Source organism: Stenotrophomonas sp. B1-1, from assembly GCF_010894375.1.
GTDB lineage: Bacteria > Pseudomonadota > Gammaproteobacteria > Xanthomonadales > Xanthomonadaceae > Stenotrophomonas.
Genome location: NZ_JAAIUZ010000004.1, coordinates 64,835 through 79,142 on the forward strand (window position 1 = coordinate 64,835; position 14,308 = coordinate 79,142).

12 protein-coding genes are annotated in these 14,308 nt (G+C 67.8%); 9 read left to right on the plus strand and 3 right to left on the minus strand.

Features of this window, described 5'->3' with window-relative positions; genetic code table 11:
• Positions 1 to 30 precede the first annotated feature (30 nt).
• Entirely contained in the window at positions 31 to 366 is a 336-nt protein-coding gene (locus G4G00_RS02330) for a hypothetical protein (RefSeq protein ID WP_108752292.1), read from the plus strand.
• A 173-nt stretch (positions 367 to 539) separates the two neighbouring features.
• On the opposite strand, the gene kbl is transcribed toward G4G00_RS02330, so the two are convergent.
• A complete protein-coding gene (gene kbl / locus G4G00_RS02335) occupies positions 540 to 1,748 on the minus strand; it encodes a glycine C-acetyltransferase (protein WP_108752293.1) in 1,209 nt (402 codons plus the stop codon).
• 198 nt (positions 1,749 to 1,946) lie between these two features.
• Between kbl and G4G00_RS02340 the strand changes: the two genes are divergently transcribed.
• Positions 1,947 to 2,639 carry a TorF family putative porin gene (locus tag G4G00_RS02340; RefSeq protein WP_108752294.1) on the plus strand — a complete coding sequence of 231 codons (693 nt, stop codon included), beginning with the start codon at positions 1,947 to 1,949 and terminating at the stop codon, positions 2,637 to 2,639.
• A 107-nt stretch (positions 2,640 to 2,746) separates the two neighbouring features.
• On the opposite strand, the gene tdh is transcribed toward G4G00_RS02340, so the two are convergent.
• On the minus strand, positions 2,747 to 3,769 hold the full coding sequence (tdh, locus tag G4G00_RS02345) for an L-threonine 3-dehydrogenase (protein ID WP_049404249.1): 1,023 nt from the start codon (positions 3,767 to 3,769) through the stop codon (positions 2,747 to 2,749).
• A 226-nt stretch (positions 3,770 to 3,995) separates the two neighbouring features.
• Here tdh and G4G00_RS02350 point away from each other — a divergent pair, with 226 nt between their 5' ends.
• The 7 genes from G4G00_RS02350 (at position 3,996) to G4G00_RS02380 (ending at position 12,588) form a co-directional block, all read left to right on the plus strand.
• Positions 3,996 to 6,158 (plus strand): S46 family peptidase, encoded by a 2,163-nt coding sequence (locus tag G4G00_RS02350; protein ID WP_164270974.1) that lies wholly within the window; start codon positions 3,996 to 3,998, stop codon positions 6,156 to 6,158.
• 193 nt (positions 6,159 to 6,351) lie between these two features.
• Entirely contained in the window at positions 6,352 to 6,996 is a 645-nt protein-coding gene (locus tag G4G00_RS02355) for a histidine phosphatase family protein (protein ID WP_079220782.1), read from the plus strand.
• A 41-nt stretch (positions 6,997 to 7,037) separates the two neighbouring features.
• Positions 7,038 to 8,309: a bifunctional tetrahydrofolate synthase/dihydrofolate synthase gene (gene folC / locus G4G00_RS02360; protein WP_164270976.1), complete on the plus strand. Its 1,272-nt coding sequence runs from the start codon at positions 7,038 to 7,040 to the stop codon at positions 8,307 to 8,309.
• 79 nt (positions 8,310 to 8,388) lie between these two features.
• The gene (locus G4G00_RS02365; RefSeq protein WP_164270979.1) at positions 8,389 to 9,429 is read left to right on the plus strand and encodes an SPOR domain-containing protein; all 1,041 of its coding nucleotides are present in this window, start codon (positions 8,389 to 8,391) and stop codon (positions 9,427 to 9,429) included.
• A gap of 46 nt (positions 9,430 to 9,475) precedes the next feature.
• The gene (locus G4G00_RS02370) at positions 9,476 to 10,228 is read left to right on the plus strand and encodes a CvpA family protein (protein WP_233614963.1); all 753 of its coding nucleotides are present in this window, start codon (positions 9,476 to 9,478) and stop codon (positions 10,226 to 10,228) included.
• A 58-nt stretch (positions 10,229 to 10,286) separates the two neighbouring features.
• Complete coding sequence (gene purF / locus G4G00_RS02375) at positions 10,287 to 11,753, plus strand: amidophosphoribosyltransferase (protein ID WP_108752299.1); 1,467 nt, start codon at positions 10,287 to 10,289, stop codon at positions 11,751 to 11,753.
• A 10-nt stretch (positions 11,754 to 11,763) separates the two neighbouring features.
• Positions 11,764 to 12,588 (plus strand): ferritin-like domain-containing protein, encoded by an 825-nt coding sequence (locus G4G00_RS02380; RefSeq protein ID WP_164270981.1) that lies wholly within the window; start codon positions 11,764 to 11,766, stop codon positions 12,586 to 12,588.
• 143 nt (positions 12,589 to 12,731) lie between these two features.
• Here G4G00_RS02380 and G4G00_RS02385 read toward each other — a convergent pair whose 3' ends face one another.
• Positions 12,732 to 14,198, minus strand: coding sequence for a DUF2235 domain-containing protein (locus G4G00_RS02385; RefSeq protein WP_164270985.1), 1,467 nt, complete (start codon positions 14,196 to 14,198; stop codon positions 12,732 to 12,734).
• Positions 14,199 to 14,308 lie beyond the last annotated feature (110 nt).

Sequence of the window (14,308 nt, forward strand, 5' to 3'; positions counted from 1 at the left end):
GTTTTCGATTTACTTGAACGGAGTGTGCCCATGTACCCGACCCTCAACCGAACCCTGCGCTGCGCCGGCCTGCTGTTGCCGCTGGCCGTGCTGACCGCCTGCAGCGGCCACAAGAAGGTGGCCAAGGCCGAAACCCCGGCCGAGGCGCCGGTGGTGGAGGTAAAGACCCCGGAACTGGATGGCCGCGGCAGCTACCGCTTCATGATGAGCAACGGCGACCAGAAGATGACCGCCGACCAGTTCGACGCCTGGATGAAGGCCAACGGCATCCGCGTGGCCAAGGGCAACGCGCAGGACGCCGCCGCCAAGCCGGTGGTGGTGGCCAGCAAGGACGAACCGAAGGACAAGAAGAAAAAGAAGAAGTAAGCACCGGCAGGTGCCGACCTTTAAGCCCCGGTAGGTGCCGACCTTGGTCGGCACGCTATGCGCGGTGGGGTCAGCACGCCATCAGGCCCGGTAGGTGCCGACCTTGGTCGGCACGCTCTGCTTGATGGGGTCAGAGCCCTTTCCTGCGGAAAGGGATCCGACCCCGGACCTGATCAACCCTTGATCACGCCCAGTTCCACGCCGATGCGGGTGAACGCATCGATCGCGCGGTCCAGGTGCTCGCGGGTGTGGGCGGCACTGATCTGGGTGCGGATGCGCGCCTGGCCCTTGGGCACCACCGGGAAGAAGAAGCCGATCGCGTAGATGCCTTCTTCCAGCAGGCGCTCGGCGAACTTCTGCGCCAGCGGTGCGTCGTACAGCATCACCGGGCTGATCGGATGCACGCCCGGCTTCACGTCGAAACCGGCGGCGACCATCTTTTCGCGGAAGTAGGTGGTGTTCTGCACCAGCGTGCTGCGCAGATCATCGGCGGCGGCCAGCATCTCGAAAGCCTTGATGCCGGCGGCCACCACGTGCGGCGGCAGCGAGTTGGAGAACAGGTACGGGCGCGAACGCTGGCGCAGCAGTTCGATCACTTCGGCGCTGGCGCAGGTGAAACCGCCGAGCGCGCCGCCCATGGCCTTGCCCAGGGTGCCGGTGATGATGTCGATCTTTTCCAGCACGCCCTTCACTTCGGCCGAGCCGCGACCGCTGGCACCGAGGAAGCCGGTGGCGTGGCATTCGTCGATGTGCACCAGTGCGTTGTACTTCTTCGCCAGCGCGGTGATTTCGTCCAGCGGGGCGATGAAGCCGTCCATCGAGAACACGCCGTCGGTGGTGATCAGCTTGGTCTTGCAGCCGGCCGCATCAGCGGCCTGCAGCTGCGCTTCCAGGTCGGCCATGTCGCAGTTGGCGTAGCGGAAGCGCTTGGCCTTGCACAGGCGCACGCCGTCGATGATCGAGGCGTGGTTCAGTGCGTCGGAAATGATCGCGTCGTTCTCGCCGAGCAGCGGTTCGAACAGACCGCCGTTGGCGTCGAAGCAGGCCGCGTACAGGATCGTGTCCTGCTTGCCGAAGAAGTCGGCAATCTGCTTTTCCAGCTGCTTGTGCAGGTCCTGGGTGCCGCAGATGAAGCGCACCGAGGCCATGCCGAAGCCGTGGCTGTCCAGCGCGTCCTTGGCGGCCTGGATCAGGTCCGGGTGGTCGGCAAGGCCCAGGTAGTTGTTGGCGCAGAAGTTCAGCACGGTGCGGCCATCGTCGAGGGTGATCTCGGCCGACTGCGGGCTGGTGATGATCCGCTCGGACTTGAACAGGCCTTGGGCGCGGATGGCGTCCAGTTCGTCGGCGTAATGGCGGGTCAGGGCGGAGGAGGCGTCGGTCATGGCGTGGGCACGGCTCAGCACGGGAAACCACCGATTCTACCGGGCAACCCGGGCCGTCGACCGGGCAGGGCGCGCCACCGCCATGGCCGGCACATGTTGCATCGCAATAGCAAACGGGTTAAAAATTCGTGAACCGGCCCTGTCTGGCCCGGTTGCCGCTTCCGCCTTCCACGCCACCGCCCCCCACCGGAGACGCCCATGAAGCACGCCCGTGCCTGCCTGTCCCTTGCCGCCGCCCTTGCCCTGGCCCCGTTTGCCGCCAGCGCCCAGGAGGCCGAGTCGCCTTACAGCTGGAATGTCACCGCTGTTTCCGATTACCTGTTCCGTGGCGTATCGCAGACCGACGAAGATCCGACCCTGCAGGCCGGCTTCACCTACACCAGCCCGGTCGGCCTGTATGCCGGCGTGTGGGGTTCGGGCGTGGATTTCGGCCCGGGCGACCCGAGCGTCGAAGTGGACTACCAGATCGGCTACGGCATTGACGCCACCGAGCGCCTGAACTTCGATGTGCTGCTGAACCGCTACACCTATCCCGGTGCCAGCGAGCTGAACTACAACGAGCTGATCACCACCACCACGCTGGATGACACCTACAAGCTGACGGTGGCCTACAGCAACGACGTGTGGAACAGCAGCACCGATGGCTGGTACTACGCGCTGGGCGGCGAGTGGGGCCTGCCGCAGGACTTCACGCTGAGCGCCAATGTCGGCCGCAGCACCTTCGAAAAGGGCATCGCCAAGGATTACACCGACTGGAACGTCGGCGTCAGCCGCCAGTTCGGCATGTTCAACGTGGGCCTGGGCTACTACGGCACCGACAGCGACGGCCGCTACAACTCCGGCAAGCTGGCGCACAGCCGCGTGATGCTGTCGGTTGCCATCGGCAACTGATCCGACGCGGCTGTCGTCCACGAAAAAGGCGCCCGATGGGCGCCTTTTTCACTACCGGAGCGTGCCGAGCAAGCTCGGCACCTACCATTCGCGCGCGGAACCGAGGATCAGTTCCAGCTGAGCACGACCTTGCCGGCCTTGCCTTCTTCCATCAGGTCGAAGCCCTTCTGGAAATCGTCGATCGGCAGCTGGTGGGTCATCACCTTGCCGAGCGGGAAGCCGGACAGCACCAGCTGCGTCATCTTGTACCAGGTCTCGTACATCTTGCGGCCGTAAATGCCCTGCACGGTCAGGCCCTTGAAGATGATCTTGTCCCAGTCGCAGCCGGCGCCCTTGGGCATGATGCCGAGCATGGCGATCTTGCCGCCGTGGTACATGCAGTCGAGCATGTCGTTGAACGCGCGCGGGTTGCCGCTCATTTCCAGGCCCACGTCGAAGCCCTCCATGTGCAGTTCCTTCATCACGTCCTTCAGCGACTGGTTGGCGACGTTCACCACGCGGGTGGCGCCCATGTCGGCGGCCAGCTTCAGGCGGAAGTCGTTGACGTCGGTGACCACCACGTTGCGCGCACCGATGTGCTTGCAGATGCCGGCGGCGATGATGCCGATCGGGCCTGCGCCGGTGATCAGCACGTCCTCGCCGATGACGTCGAATTCCAGCGCGCAGTGCGCGGCATTGCCGTACGGGTCGAAGAAGGCGGCCAGCTCGGACGGGATCTGGTCGGGGATCGGCCACAGGTTGCTGGCCGGCATCACCATGTATTCGGCGAAGGCGCCGTTGACGTTGACGCCGATGCCGACGGTGTTCGGGCACAGGTGCGGGCGGCCGCCGCGGCAGTTGCGGCAGTGGCCGCAGACGATGTGGCCTTCGGCCGAGACGCGCTGGCCGATCTCGTAGCCGGTGACGGCCGAGCCGAGCGCGGCGATGCGGCCGACGAACTCGTGGCCGATGGTCAGGCCCGGCTTGATGGTGCGCTGGCTCCACTCGTCCCACAGGTAGATATGCAGGTCGGTACCGCAGATGGCGGTCTTTTCCAGCTTGATCAGTACCTCGTTCGGGCCCGGGGTCGGAACCGGAACCTCTTCCAGCCAGATGCCCTTGGCGGCTTCGCGCTTGACCAGGGCCTTCATCGTTTGCTGCGCCATCGGGTGGAACTCGTCAGGGGGAAAACGCGGATTATAGAGCGCTGGGCGCAATTCCCATGTTGCGCTGCGGGTGCGCAGCATCCCCGGCAGCGCCAGGCCCTGCCCGGCGCCCATGCCCGGCGGGAAGGCCCGCGCAGCCCATGACTTCCGGGCATCGGGCGGGGCAGGGGGCTGGGCTACACTCGGCGGTTCTTTCACCAGGGGCCGCTCGATGCGCTCGAACCTGCTTGCATTCTCCGTCGTCGCCAGCCTCGGGCTGGTCCAGGTCGCCCATGCCGCCGAAGGCATGTGGGTGCCGCAGCAGCTGCCGGAAATCGCCGGCCCGCTGCAGAAGGCCGGCCTGAAGCTGTCCCCGCAGCAGCTGGCCGACCTGACCGGCGACCCGATGGGCGCGGTGGTTGCGCTGGGCGGCTGCACCGCCAGCTTCGTCTCCCCGCAGGGCCTGGTGGTGACCAACCACCACTGCGCCTATGGCGCCATCCAGCTCAATTCGACCGCGCAGAAGAACCTGATCAAGGACGGCTTCAACGCGCCGACCCTGAAGGACGAACTGAGCGCCGGCCCGAACGCACGCGTGTTCGTGCTTGACCAGATCACCGACGTCACCGCCCAGGCCAAGGCCGCCATTGCCGCCGCCGGCAAGGACCCGCTCGCCCGCAGCCGCGCGCTGGATGCCTTCGACAAGGCCCAGGTGGCCGCCTGTGAAGCCGACGCCGGCTTCCGCTGCCGCCTGTACTCGTTCAGCGGCGGCAACACCTACCGCCTGTTCCGCAACATGGAAATCAAGGACGTGCGCCTGGTCTACGCGCCCCCGGGCAGCGTCGGCAAGTTCGGTGGCGACATCGACAACTGGATGTGGCCGCGCCACACCGGCGATTTCTCGTTCTACCGCGCTTACGTCGGCAAGGACGGCAAGCCGGCGGCATTCTCGGCCGACAACGTGCCCTACCAGCCCAAGCACTTCCTGAAGTTCGCCGACCAGCCGCTGGGCGCCGACGACTTCGTGATGGTGGCCGGCTACCCGGGCCGCACCAACCGCTACGCCCTGGCCGGCGAGTTCAACGAGACCGCCAGCTTCACCTACCCGACCATCGCCCGCCACTACAACGCGGTGCTGAAGATGATCGACGAGGCCGGCAAGGCCGACCCGGACGTGAAAGTGAAGTACGCCGCCACCGCGGCCAGCATGAACAACGTGGCCAAGAACTACCTGGGCCAGCTGGAAGGCTTCAAGCGCATCGACGCGGCCGGCCAGAAGCAGGCCGAAGAAGCGGCCGTGCTGGCCTGGCTGAAGAAGCAGGGCGCCGCGGGCAAGCCGGCACTGGCCGCGCACGCGCAGCTGGTCCAGCACCTGGCCACCAGCAAGGCCACCCGTGAACGCGATCTGTTCGTGGGCCAGTTCAACAACACTTCGGCGGTGGGCGCGGCCATCACCCTGTACCGCCTGTCGATCGAACGCAGCAAGCCGGACGCCGAGCGCGAAGCCGGTTTCCAGCAGCGTGACCTGACCACCATCGAAGGTGGCCTGAAGCAGATGGACCGCCGCTACGTGGCGAAGATGGACCAGCAGCTGCAGACCTACTGGCTGGACCAGTACGTGGCCCTGCCGGCCGCGCAGCGCGACAACGAAGTGCTGAACAAGTGGCTGGGTGGCAGCAACGAGGCCGCCGTGAAGTCGCTGGTGGGCAAGCTGTCGGGCACCGAGCTGGGCAGCCTGGACACGCGCCTGAAGTGGTTCAACGCCGACCGCGCGGCCTTTGAAGCCAGCACCGATCCGGCCATCCAGTACGCCGTGGCAGTGATGCCGGCGCTGCTGAAGCAGGAAGAGCAGAAGAAGATCCGCGAGGGCGAATCGCTGACGGCCCGTCCGCTGTACCTGCAGGCCGTGGCCGACTACAAGAAGAGCCAGGGCGAGTTCGTCTACCCCGATGCCAACCTGTCGCTGCGCATCACCTTCGGCAACGTGATGGGCTACGGCAAGGACGGTGTGCAGTACACCCCGTTCACCACCCTGGAAGGCGTGGCCGCCAAGGAAACCGGCGAAGACCCGTTCGATTCGCCGAAGGCGCTGCTGGATGCGGTCAAGGCCAAGCGTTACGGTGGCCTGGAAGACAAGCGCATCGGTTCGGTGCCGGTGAACTTCCTGTCCAACCTGGATATCACCGGTGGCAACTCGGGTTCGCCGGTGCTGGATGCGCACGGCAAGCTGGTCGGCCTGGCCTTCGACGGCAACTGGGAATCGGTCAGCTCCAACTGGGTGTTCGACCCGGTGATGACCCGCATGATTGCCGTGGACAGCCGCTACATGCAGTGGATCATGCAGGAAGTGGCGCCGGCGCCGCAGCTGCTGAAGGAACTGAACCTGGCGAAATAAAGGTTCACGGTGGTAGCGCCGGGCCGCGCCCGGCGGAATCCGCCTGCAATGCCCGAAACCCCGCGACCGGTGTCGCGGGGTTTTTTCATGCCCGGTCCGGCCCGGTGCGCCGAACAGGTATCATCCCTGTTCCGCGTACTTCACAGGATGTGAACGAAACGGAATCTTCCTCCCCCCAGGACCCCTTGTTCGCATGCGCATCCTGCTTGCCCGTCACGGCGAAACGCCGTGGAACGCCGAAGGCCGCTACCAGGGCCAGATCGACATCCCGCTTTCGCCCATCGGCGAAGCCCAGGCCCAGGCTCTGGGCGCCCGTCTTGCTTCGGTGGACATCACCCGTGCGGTGGCCTCGCCGCTGTCGCGCGCCCAGCTGACCGCCCAGCTTGCCCTGGGTGCCGACCGCGCCGGCATGCTGCAGACCGAACCGGATCTGCAGGAAATCGCCCACGGTGAGTGGGAAGGCCTGCTGGCCAGCGAGATCAACGAAAAAGACCCGTCGCGGCTGAAGGCCTGGCGCGAGGAACCCGATACCGTGCTGATGCCGGGCGGCGAATCGCTGCGCCTGGTGCTGGAGCGCAGCTGGCGTGGCCTGGCCCGTGCCGCTGAAGGCCTGGGCGAGCACGACACCCTGCTGGTGGTCGCCCACGACGCAGTGAACCGGGTGATCCTGTGCAAGGTGCTGGGCCTGCCGATTTCCCGCCTGTGGACCTTCCGCCAGGCGCCGACCACCCTGAACCTGCTCGAAGGCGCCGACCTGGACAGCCTGGAAGTGGTGCGCCTGAACGATTGCGCCCACCACACGCCGTTCTTCGGCGAAGCCAAGCACCGCGCGCTGTAAACCCTTCCAACGAACCACCTGCTGCTGCTGGAACCCTTGCCGTGACGAACACCCCGACCACCCTGGCCGACTGGCTGGACTACATTGAACGCCAGCACCCGGCGAGCATCGACATGGGCCTGGAGCGCGTGCGCAGCGTGGCCGCGGCGATGGGCCTGGGCGCACCGGCCGGGCGCACCATCGTGGTCGGTGGCACCAACGGCAAGGGTTCCACCGTCGCCTTCATCGAAGCCATCGCCCGCGCCGCCGGCTGGAAGGTTGGCGCATACACCTCGCCGCACCTGCTGCGCTACAACGAACGCGTGCGCATCGATGGCCAGGACGTGGACGATGCCGCGCTGGTGGCGGCGTTCAACGCGGTGGAAGCGGCGCGCGGGCAGACCACCTTGACCTATTTCGAGTACGGCACGCTGGCCGCGCTGCACCTGTTCGCGGCGGCCGGGCTGGATCTGGCCGTGCTGGAAGTGGGGTTGGGCGGTCGCCTGGACGCGGTGAACATCGTCGATGCCGATGTGTCGGTGATCACCACCGTGGATATCGACCACGCCGAATGGCTGGGCGAGGACCGCGAAGCCATCGGCGCCGAGAAGGCCGGCATCATCCGTGGCTGGAAGCCGGTGATCCTGGGCGAGACCGATCCGCCATCCAGCGTGCTGGCCCGGGCCTATCTGCTGGGTGCCAACGCCATCCGCGGTGGCAGCGACTACTTCTACGAACCGATCGATGCGCAGCGCTGGCGCTGGCGCGATGTCGGCACCCGCCTGGAGCTGCCGACCCCGGCGCTGGCCGGCCCGATCCAGCTGGCCAATGCCGGCGCGGCGATCGCCGCCCTGCGCGCGCTGGACAAGCCGGTGCCGCGCGCGGCCTGGGCCGAAGGCGTGGCCGCTGCGCGCATTGCCGGCCGCCTGCAGGCATTCGAGCGCGATGGCGTGCAGATCCGCGTGGATGTGGGCCACAACCCGCAAGCCGCCGGGCAGCTGGCGCGCGCGCTGAAGGCCGAAGTCGTGCCTGGCCGCACCCTGGCCGTGTACGCCGCGCTGCAGGACAAGGACGCGGTGGGTGTGGTGAACGCGCTGCAGGACGTGGTGACGCAGTGGACCCTGGCCGGCCTGGACGGCGCCCGTGGGCAGAGCGCGCAGCAGCTGCAGACGTGCCTGGCTGACACCGGCGCGGCAGTGGACGCCCTGGCCGACAGCGTCGAGCAGGCCCTGCAGCAGGTGCTGGCGCAGGCGCAGCGCGGCGATCGCGTGCTGGTGTTCGGTTCGTTCCATACCGCAGCACAGGCGCTGGCGTGGCTGCAGGCCTCGGCCTGACCCGCGTTCAGCCGCCGCCGACGCCGTTTCCCCCGGCACCCGTATAATCGACCCAACTTCCGCCTGTCGCCTGCCTCACGTGGATACACCCCTGAAACAGCGTTTGATTGGCGCCATCGTCCTGGTGGCCTTGGCCGTGATCTTCCTGCCGATGCTGGTCAAGGGGCCGGCCCCGGACAGCGGTGTGGCCAATGTGCCGATCACCGCGCCCGATGCGCCGGGCGATGGCCAGTTCGAAACCCGTGAGCTGCCGCTGGTGGCTCCGGCAGGCGGCGCCACCGGCCTGCAGAGTGGCCAGGCCCGTCCGCTGGACGAAGCGGCCGCACCGGCCACCCCGCCCACCGTGGACACCTCGCCGGCCGTTGCCGCCGGCAACTACGCGGTCACTTTCGGCGCCTACGCCAGCCAGGCCGACGCCGAGGCGGTGATCGCCTACCTGAAGCGCTCGCAGCTGCCGGGCTTCTCGGACACCACCACCATCAATGGTCGCGCGGCGTGGCGGGTGCGCGTGGGGCCGTATGCTGATCGTGCCCAGGCCGAAGCGGCCCGGTTGCAGGCAGTGAAGGTGCGGGCCGATGTGAAGGCCGAAGTGATCACCCTGGACGCGGCACCGGCCGCCGCCGTTGCGGCCAGCCCGGCGGCGACCGCGCCCAGCGCCAGTACCCCGGTTGCCGCATCGTCGCCGGCCGCCACGGCCAACCCGGTGCGCAGCGAAGCCCTGCCGGCCAGCACGCCGGTGGCGGCAGCGCCGAAGCCCGAAGCGCCCAAGCCGGCACCGAAGCCGGAAGCGCCGAAGCCTGAAACCCCGAAGCCGCAGCCCAAGCCCGAGGCCAGCGCTGCGGCCAAGCCGGCACCGGCAACGCCCGCGGCGCCTGCGGCCAGCAGCGTCGGTTTCGCCGTGCAGCTGGGGGCCTTCGGCCAGGCCAATGACGCAAATGCCTTGCGCGACAAGGTGCGTGCGGCCGGTTTCAGCGCCTTCGTCGAGCAGGTGCGCACCGACAAGGGCACCCTGCACCGGGTGCGCGTGGGGCCCGTGGCCAACCGCGCCGACGCCGACCAGCTGAAGGCCCAGGTGGCCGCCAAGGTCGGCGTGGCCGGTATGGTGCGCCCGCACCCATGACCTGTCCGCCGCCTCGTTGCCAGCGCCGCCGAAGGAGCGGGGCGCCATGATCGACGTGGTGCTGCTGATCGTGATCGCCGCCTCCACCCTGCTGGGGTTGCTGCGCGGCTTTGTGAGCATCGTCATCGGCACGGTGTCGTGGCTGGTGGCGGCCTGGGCGGCCTTCGCCTTCGGCAATGATGCAGCCCGCTGGTGGGCGGCCCCGGCCGCCCCCGGCGGCGAACACTTCGTCGGCGGCTATCTGGGCGTCGGCATCGGCGTGATGATCGTGGTGGCCGTGATCGGCATGGTCATCAAGCACATCGTCCACCGCAACATGCTGGGCAGCCTGGACCGCCTGCTGGGCGGGGTGCTGGGCGCCGTGCGCGGCGGCCTGATCGCCGCCATCCTGCTGCTGCTGGGCAGCTTCACCCCATTGGCCGCCGAACGGTCGTGGCAGGCCTCGGCCATCCGCCCGGTGCTGAACCCGGCCGTGGCCTGGATGAACAGCAAACTGCCGCACTGGCAGGTGCCCGGTGCCGATCTGCTGCCCAAGGCCTTGCCGATGGACGCTTTGTCCCCATCTGCGTTGATGGAACTGGGCAAGAGCGCCGGCGCCGATTTGGGCAAGCCGGGCGCGACAGGCGATAATGGCATCCTAAACCAGGTAGTGGCGGGCAGCGGATGGCTGCGGCCCGCGAAAGCGGAACAGGGCGAAGCATACGATCCGGCCGAAGTGCGCCCGGATGCCCCTGCACTGCCGGGCAACATCGAGCCGGACGATCCGGCCAACGTCGACCGCAGGCGCGGCGACCACTAAAGGCCAGGCACGGCCACCTTCCTTGTAACTGGGCACTGCCCAGCGGAGACCTCGCACCATGTGTGGCATCGTCGGAATCGTCGGCAACCAGAACGTCGCCGGGCAGTTGTATGACGGCTTGACCGTCCTCCAGCACCGTGGCCAGGACGCGGCAGGCATCGCCACCGCCAGCGGCAGCCGCCTGCGGGTGCAGAAGGCCACCGGCCTGGTCCGCGATGTGTTCGATGCGCGCACCATGTCCACCCTGGAAGGCAGCGTCGGCATCGCCCATGTGCGCTACCCGACCGCCGGTTCGGAGGGCATGGACGAGGCCCAGCCGTTCTACGTCAACTCGCCCTACGGCATCGCGCTGGCCCACAACGGCAACCTGATCAATACCGAAGCCCTGCGCCAGCAGGTGTTCGAGCAGGACCGCCGCAACGTCAACACCGATTCGGACAGCGAAGTGCTGCTGAACGTGTTCGCCTACGAACTGGAACAGCAGCGCCAGCTGAGCCCGGAAGCGGCGATCCGCGCGGTGGCCGGCGTGCACCGTCGCTGCAAGGGTGGCTATGCCGTGGTCAGCGTGGTGCTGGGCCTGGGCCTGGTCGCCTTCCGCGATCCGCATGGCATCCGCCCGCTGGTGCTGGGCAAGCGCAGCCACGCCGAAGGCGATGAGTACATCGTGGCCTCCGAATCGGCGGCGCTGGACATCCTCGGCTTCCAGCGCGTGCGCGACGTGCAGCCCGGCGAAGCGCTGGTGATCACCGCGCGCGGCGAGCTGTTCTCGGAAATCTGCGCCGAACCGGCCGAGCACACCCCGTGCATCTTCGAGTACGTGTACTTTGCCCGCCCAGATTCGATGATCGACAACGTGTCGGTGCACAAGGCGCGCATGCGCATGGGCATCAAGCTGGGCGAGAAGATCCTGCGCCTGCGCCCGGACCACGACATCGACACCATCATTCCGATTCCCGATACCTCGCGTGACGCAGCGCTGGAAATTTCCAACGTGCTGGGCGTGAAGTACCGCGAAGGCTTCATCAAGAACCGCTACGTCGGCCGCACCTTCATCATGCCGGGGCAGGGTGAGCGGGTGAAGTCGGTGCGCCGCAAGTTGAACCCGATCCACCTGGAATTCCGCAACCGCGTGGTGCTGCTGGTGGATGATTCCATCGTGCGCGGCACCACCAGCCAGCAGATCGTGCAGATGGCGCGCGACGCCGGTGCCCGCAAGGTCTACCTGGCCAGCGCCGCACCGCCGGTGCGCTTCCCCAACATCTACGGCATCGACATGCCGGCCGCCGAAGAGCTGGTGGCGCACAACCGCAGCGTGGAAGAGATCGAGGCGCACCTGGGCTGCGACTGGCTGATCTACCAGGACATCGAAGACATGGAAGCGGCGGTGCGCGAAGGTAACGCCGCACTGCAGAACTTCGATTCGTCGTGCTTCAACGGGCATTACCCCACCGGTATCGAGCCGGGCTATTTCGAGCGCATCCAGCAGTTGCGTTCGGACGATGCCAAGCACAAGCGCCGCGCCTGAGGCGCAGCCGGTGGTTGACCTGCCCGACGCAGGCGGTGACCTGCTGCGCGCCGCGCAGCAGTGTCTGGCCGAAGCCGATCCGCTGCGCAAGGTGGCACTGACCCAGGCCTACGCAGCGGCCTTCCGCAGCGGACGCCTGAAGGTGCCGGCCGATGCGCCGCCGCCCGAGCCGATCCGCATGCCCGGGCGGCCGCCGCAGCTGCGGCTGGTGCATCCGCGCGAAGTGCCGCGGCGCGGGTTGGGTGGCGTGGAAGGGCGGGCTGCCTTCATCCACGCCATCGCCCATATCGAACTGAACGCCATCGACCTGGCCTGGGATGCGGTCTACCGCTTCCGTGGCCTGCCGCCGGCCTTCCACGCCGACTGGGTCAGTTGCGCCGACGACGAATCGCGCCACTTCATGCTGCTGCGCGAACGCCTGTTGGCGCATGGCCACGAATACGCCGATTTCCCCGCCCATAACGGCTTGTGGGAAATGTGTGAGAAGACCGCCCACGACGGCCTGGCACGCATGGCGCTGGTGCCGCGCGTGCTGGAAGCGCGTGGCCTGGACGTGACGCCGGGCATGATCGAGAAGCTGCGCAACGTCGGCGATGCTGCTACCGCTGATGTCCTGGAAGTGATCCTGCGCGAGGAAGTGGCCCACGTGGCCGCCGGTTCGCGCTGGTACCGCTGGTACTGCGATCGCGCCGGCGTCGAGCCGCGTGCGCGCTTCAAAGCATTGCTGCAGGAGTTCGCCGGCGGTTACCTGCATGGGCCGTTCAATCTGGAAGCGCGCCTGCTGGCCGGTTTCGATGAAGACGAGCTGGCCAACCTGGTGGAACAGGCCGGCTGAGCCGCAGCGCAGGGCGTCCATTCACGCATGTATCGGTAGATCCACGCCATGCGTGGATGGCCGCGCGCTGATGCGCTGTGCCAAGCAAGCTTGGCACCTACCAGAAGCGGGTTCAGTAGATCCACGCCATGCGTGGATGGGCCTCACGCGTTGGGCAGCACCACCCGCCGGCCATCCACCGTTGGCCGGTTGATGTAGAACAACCCCGGCCCCGGCCGGTACGGCAGCTCGCTCACTCCCGCATCGGCGGCGAAGGTCAGCGCGGTATCGCCCAGTGCATCGAAGTTCCAGTGCGCCGACTGCATCAGGTAACGGCGTCGCAGCAGGGCTTCCTGGGTCGGCGTCAGGGTCTGCCCCGCCAGCAGCCGGCGCGCGATCGGCTGCAGCGGCGCTGGCAGCTCCCAGCCCGGCACCTGCGCCGCATCTGCGCTCCACTGCACGCCGGCTTCAGCGGCGCGCTGCTGCATCACCTGCAGGGCGATCAGCTGGTAGCGCCAGTCGATGCGCCTACGCAGCACCACCGCAGCGGTCACGTGCAGCACCGGTGCCATCATCACGCTGCGGCTGCCGGCGCGGCGCTGCTGCTGCCACTGGTGCCACACATCCACCCATACTTCCTTTTCCGTCGCCCCCAGCTGCTGGCGCCAGCGCTCGGCATCGGCCTGCGCTTCGGCGTAAACCGTGGTGGCCTGCAGCATCGCCAGCGTGGGGGTCTGGTAATCGTCCACCGGCGCCCGCCGCAGCGGCTGCCGGCGCGGTCGACCCAGCAGCTTCGGGCCTTCTTCCAGCTGGTCGTAGCCGCCGCCGATGTTGGCGTGCACGCCCGGCAGGGCGATTTCCTCGTGGGTCGGTGCAACCGTGGTCAAGGCGTAGTGCTGGCGATGCTCGTCGCGCGCACTCAGTTGCACCACACGCTCGGCAATGCCCGCCGGCAGGGCGATGCGCGGCTGCTCGTCAGCGCGCCGGCCGCTGACCGCCACCACGGTGTCGAACAACCCGACGAAACGCAGTGCAGGGCGCGGCAGGGCGAAGTCGGCTGCGCAGGGCAACCCGGCGCCCTGCAGGCGCAGGCGCCATTGGCCGGCATCCCAGCCACGCAGTTGATTGGCCAGGTCGCGCGCGGCCGCGGCCCCGCGCGAAAAGCCGAACAGATCGACCTGCACCCCGTGCAGCGGCTGCTGCCAGTGCGCCGTCAGCGCCGAAAGCGCAGCCGGCAGCAGCTCGTGCAGTGCGCGCTGCACCTTGGCGCGCACACCGCTGGCGCCAATGCCGAAGGCCAGGCCGATCAGATCATCCTCGGCATCGTCGCGGGTTCCCACCCCTTCCACGTAGATCGCCAGCGACGGTTCGGCCAGCGGCGCACGACGGCTGTCCGGGTACAGCTGGTGCAGCCGCGCGATGTTGGTGGTGCCGTTGTCGTAGCTGCTGGTCAGCCGGCTCTGGTAGGTCGAATCGTCGTCGGCACGCAGCAGGGCAGGGCGCGGTTGCGGTGGCTGCGGCCGCCCGCGCGCCAGGTTGTGCGCGTTGTTGCGGGTGCCATCGAAGAACAGGCCCAGGTGCAGCACGGCGCCCTGCGCACTGTCCCCGTTGCGGGTCTGACCTGCAGCCATGTGCATCCCCTGTGGTGGTCATGTCACGGCGGTGCGAAGGCCGTGTATGGGCGCAGTGTACAGCGGCTCTTGACCTGCCTGAACACTGCCGCTGGCCGTCACAGATCCGC

Excerpts from the sequence above, each read along its gene's own strand:
- G4G00_RS02330 (WP_108752292.1), top strand. The coding sequence starts at position 31 with ATGTACCCGACCCTCAACCGAACCCTGCGCTGCGCCGGCCTGCTGTTG.
- kbl (WP_108752293.1), bottom strand. The coding sequence starts at position 1,748 with ATGACCGACGCCTCCTCCGCCCTGACCCGCCATTACGCCGACGAACTG.
- G4G00_RS02340 (WP_108752294.1), top strand. The coding sequence starts at position 1,947 with ATGAAGCACGCCCGTGCCTGCCTGTCCCTTGCCGCCGCCCTTGCCCTG.
- tdh (WP_049404249.1), bottom strand. The coding sequence starts at position 3,769 with ATGAAGGCCCTGGTCAAGCGCGAAGCCGCCAAGGGCATCTGGCTGGAA.
- G4G00_RS02350 (WP_164270974.1), top strand. The coding sequence starts at position 3,996 with ATGCGCTCGAACCTGCTTGCATTCTCCGTCGTCGCCAGCCTCGGGCTG.
- G4G00_RS02355 (WP_079220782.1), top strand. The coding sequence starts at position 6,352 with ATGCGCATCCTGCTTGCCCGTCACGGCGAAACGCCGTGGAACGCCGAA.
- G4G00_RS02370 (WP_233614963.1), top strand. The coding sequence starts at position 9,476 with ATGATCGACGTGGTGCTGCTGATCGTGATCGCCGCCTCCACCCTGCTG.
- purF (WP_108752299.1), top strand. The coding sequence starts at position 10,287 with ATGTGTGGCATCGTCGGAATCGTCGGCAACCAGAACGTCGCCGGGCAG.
- G4G00_RS02385 (WP_164270985.1), bottom strand. The coding sequence starts at position 14,198 with ATGGCTGCAGGTCAGACCCGCAACGGGGACAGTGCGCAGGGCGCCGTG.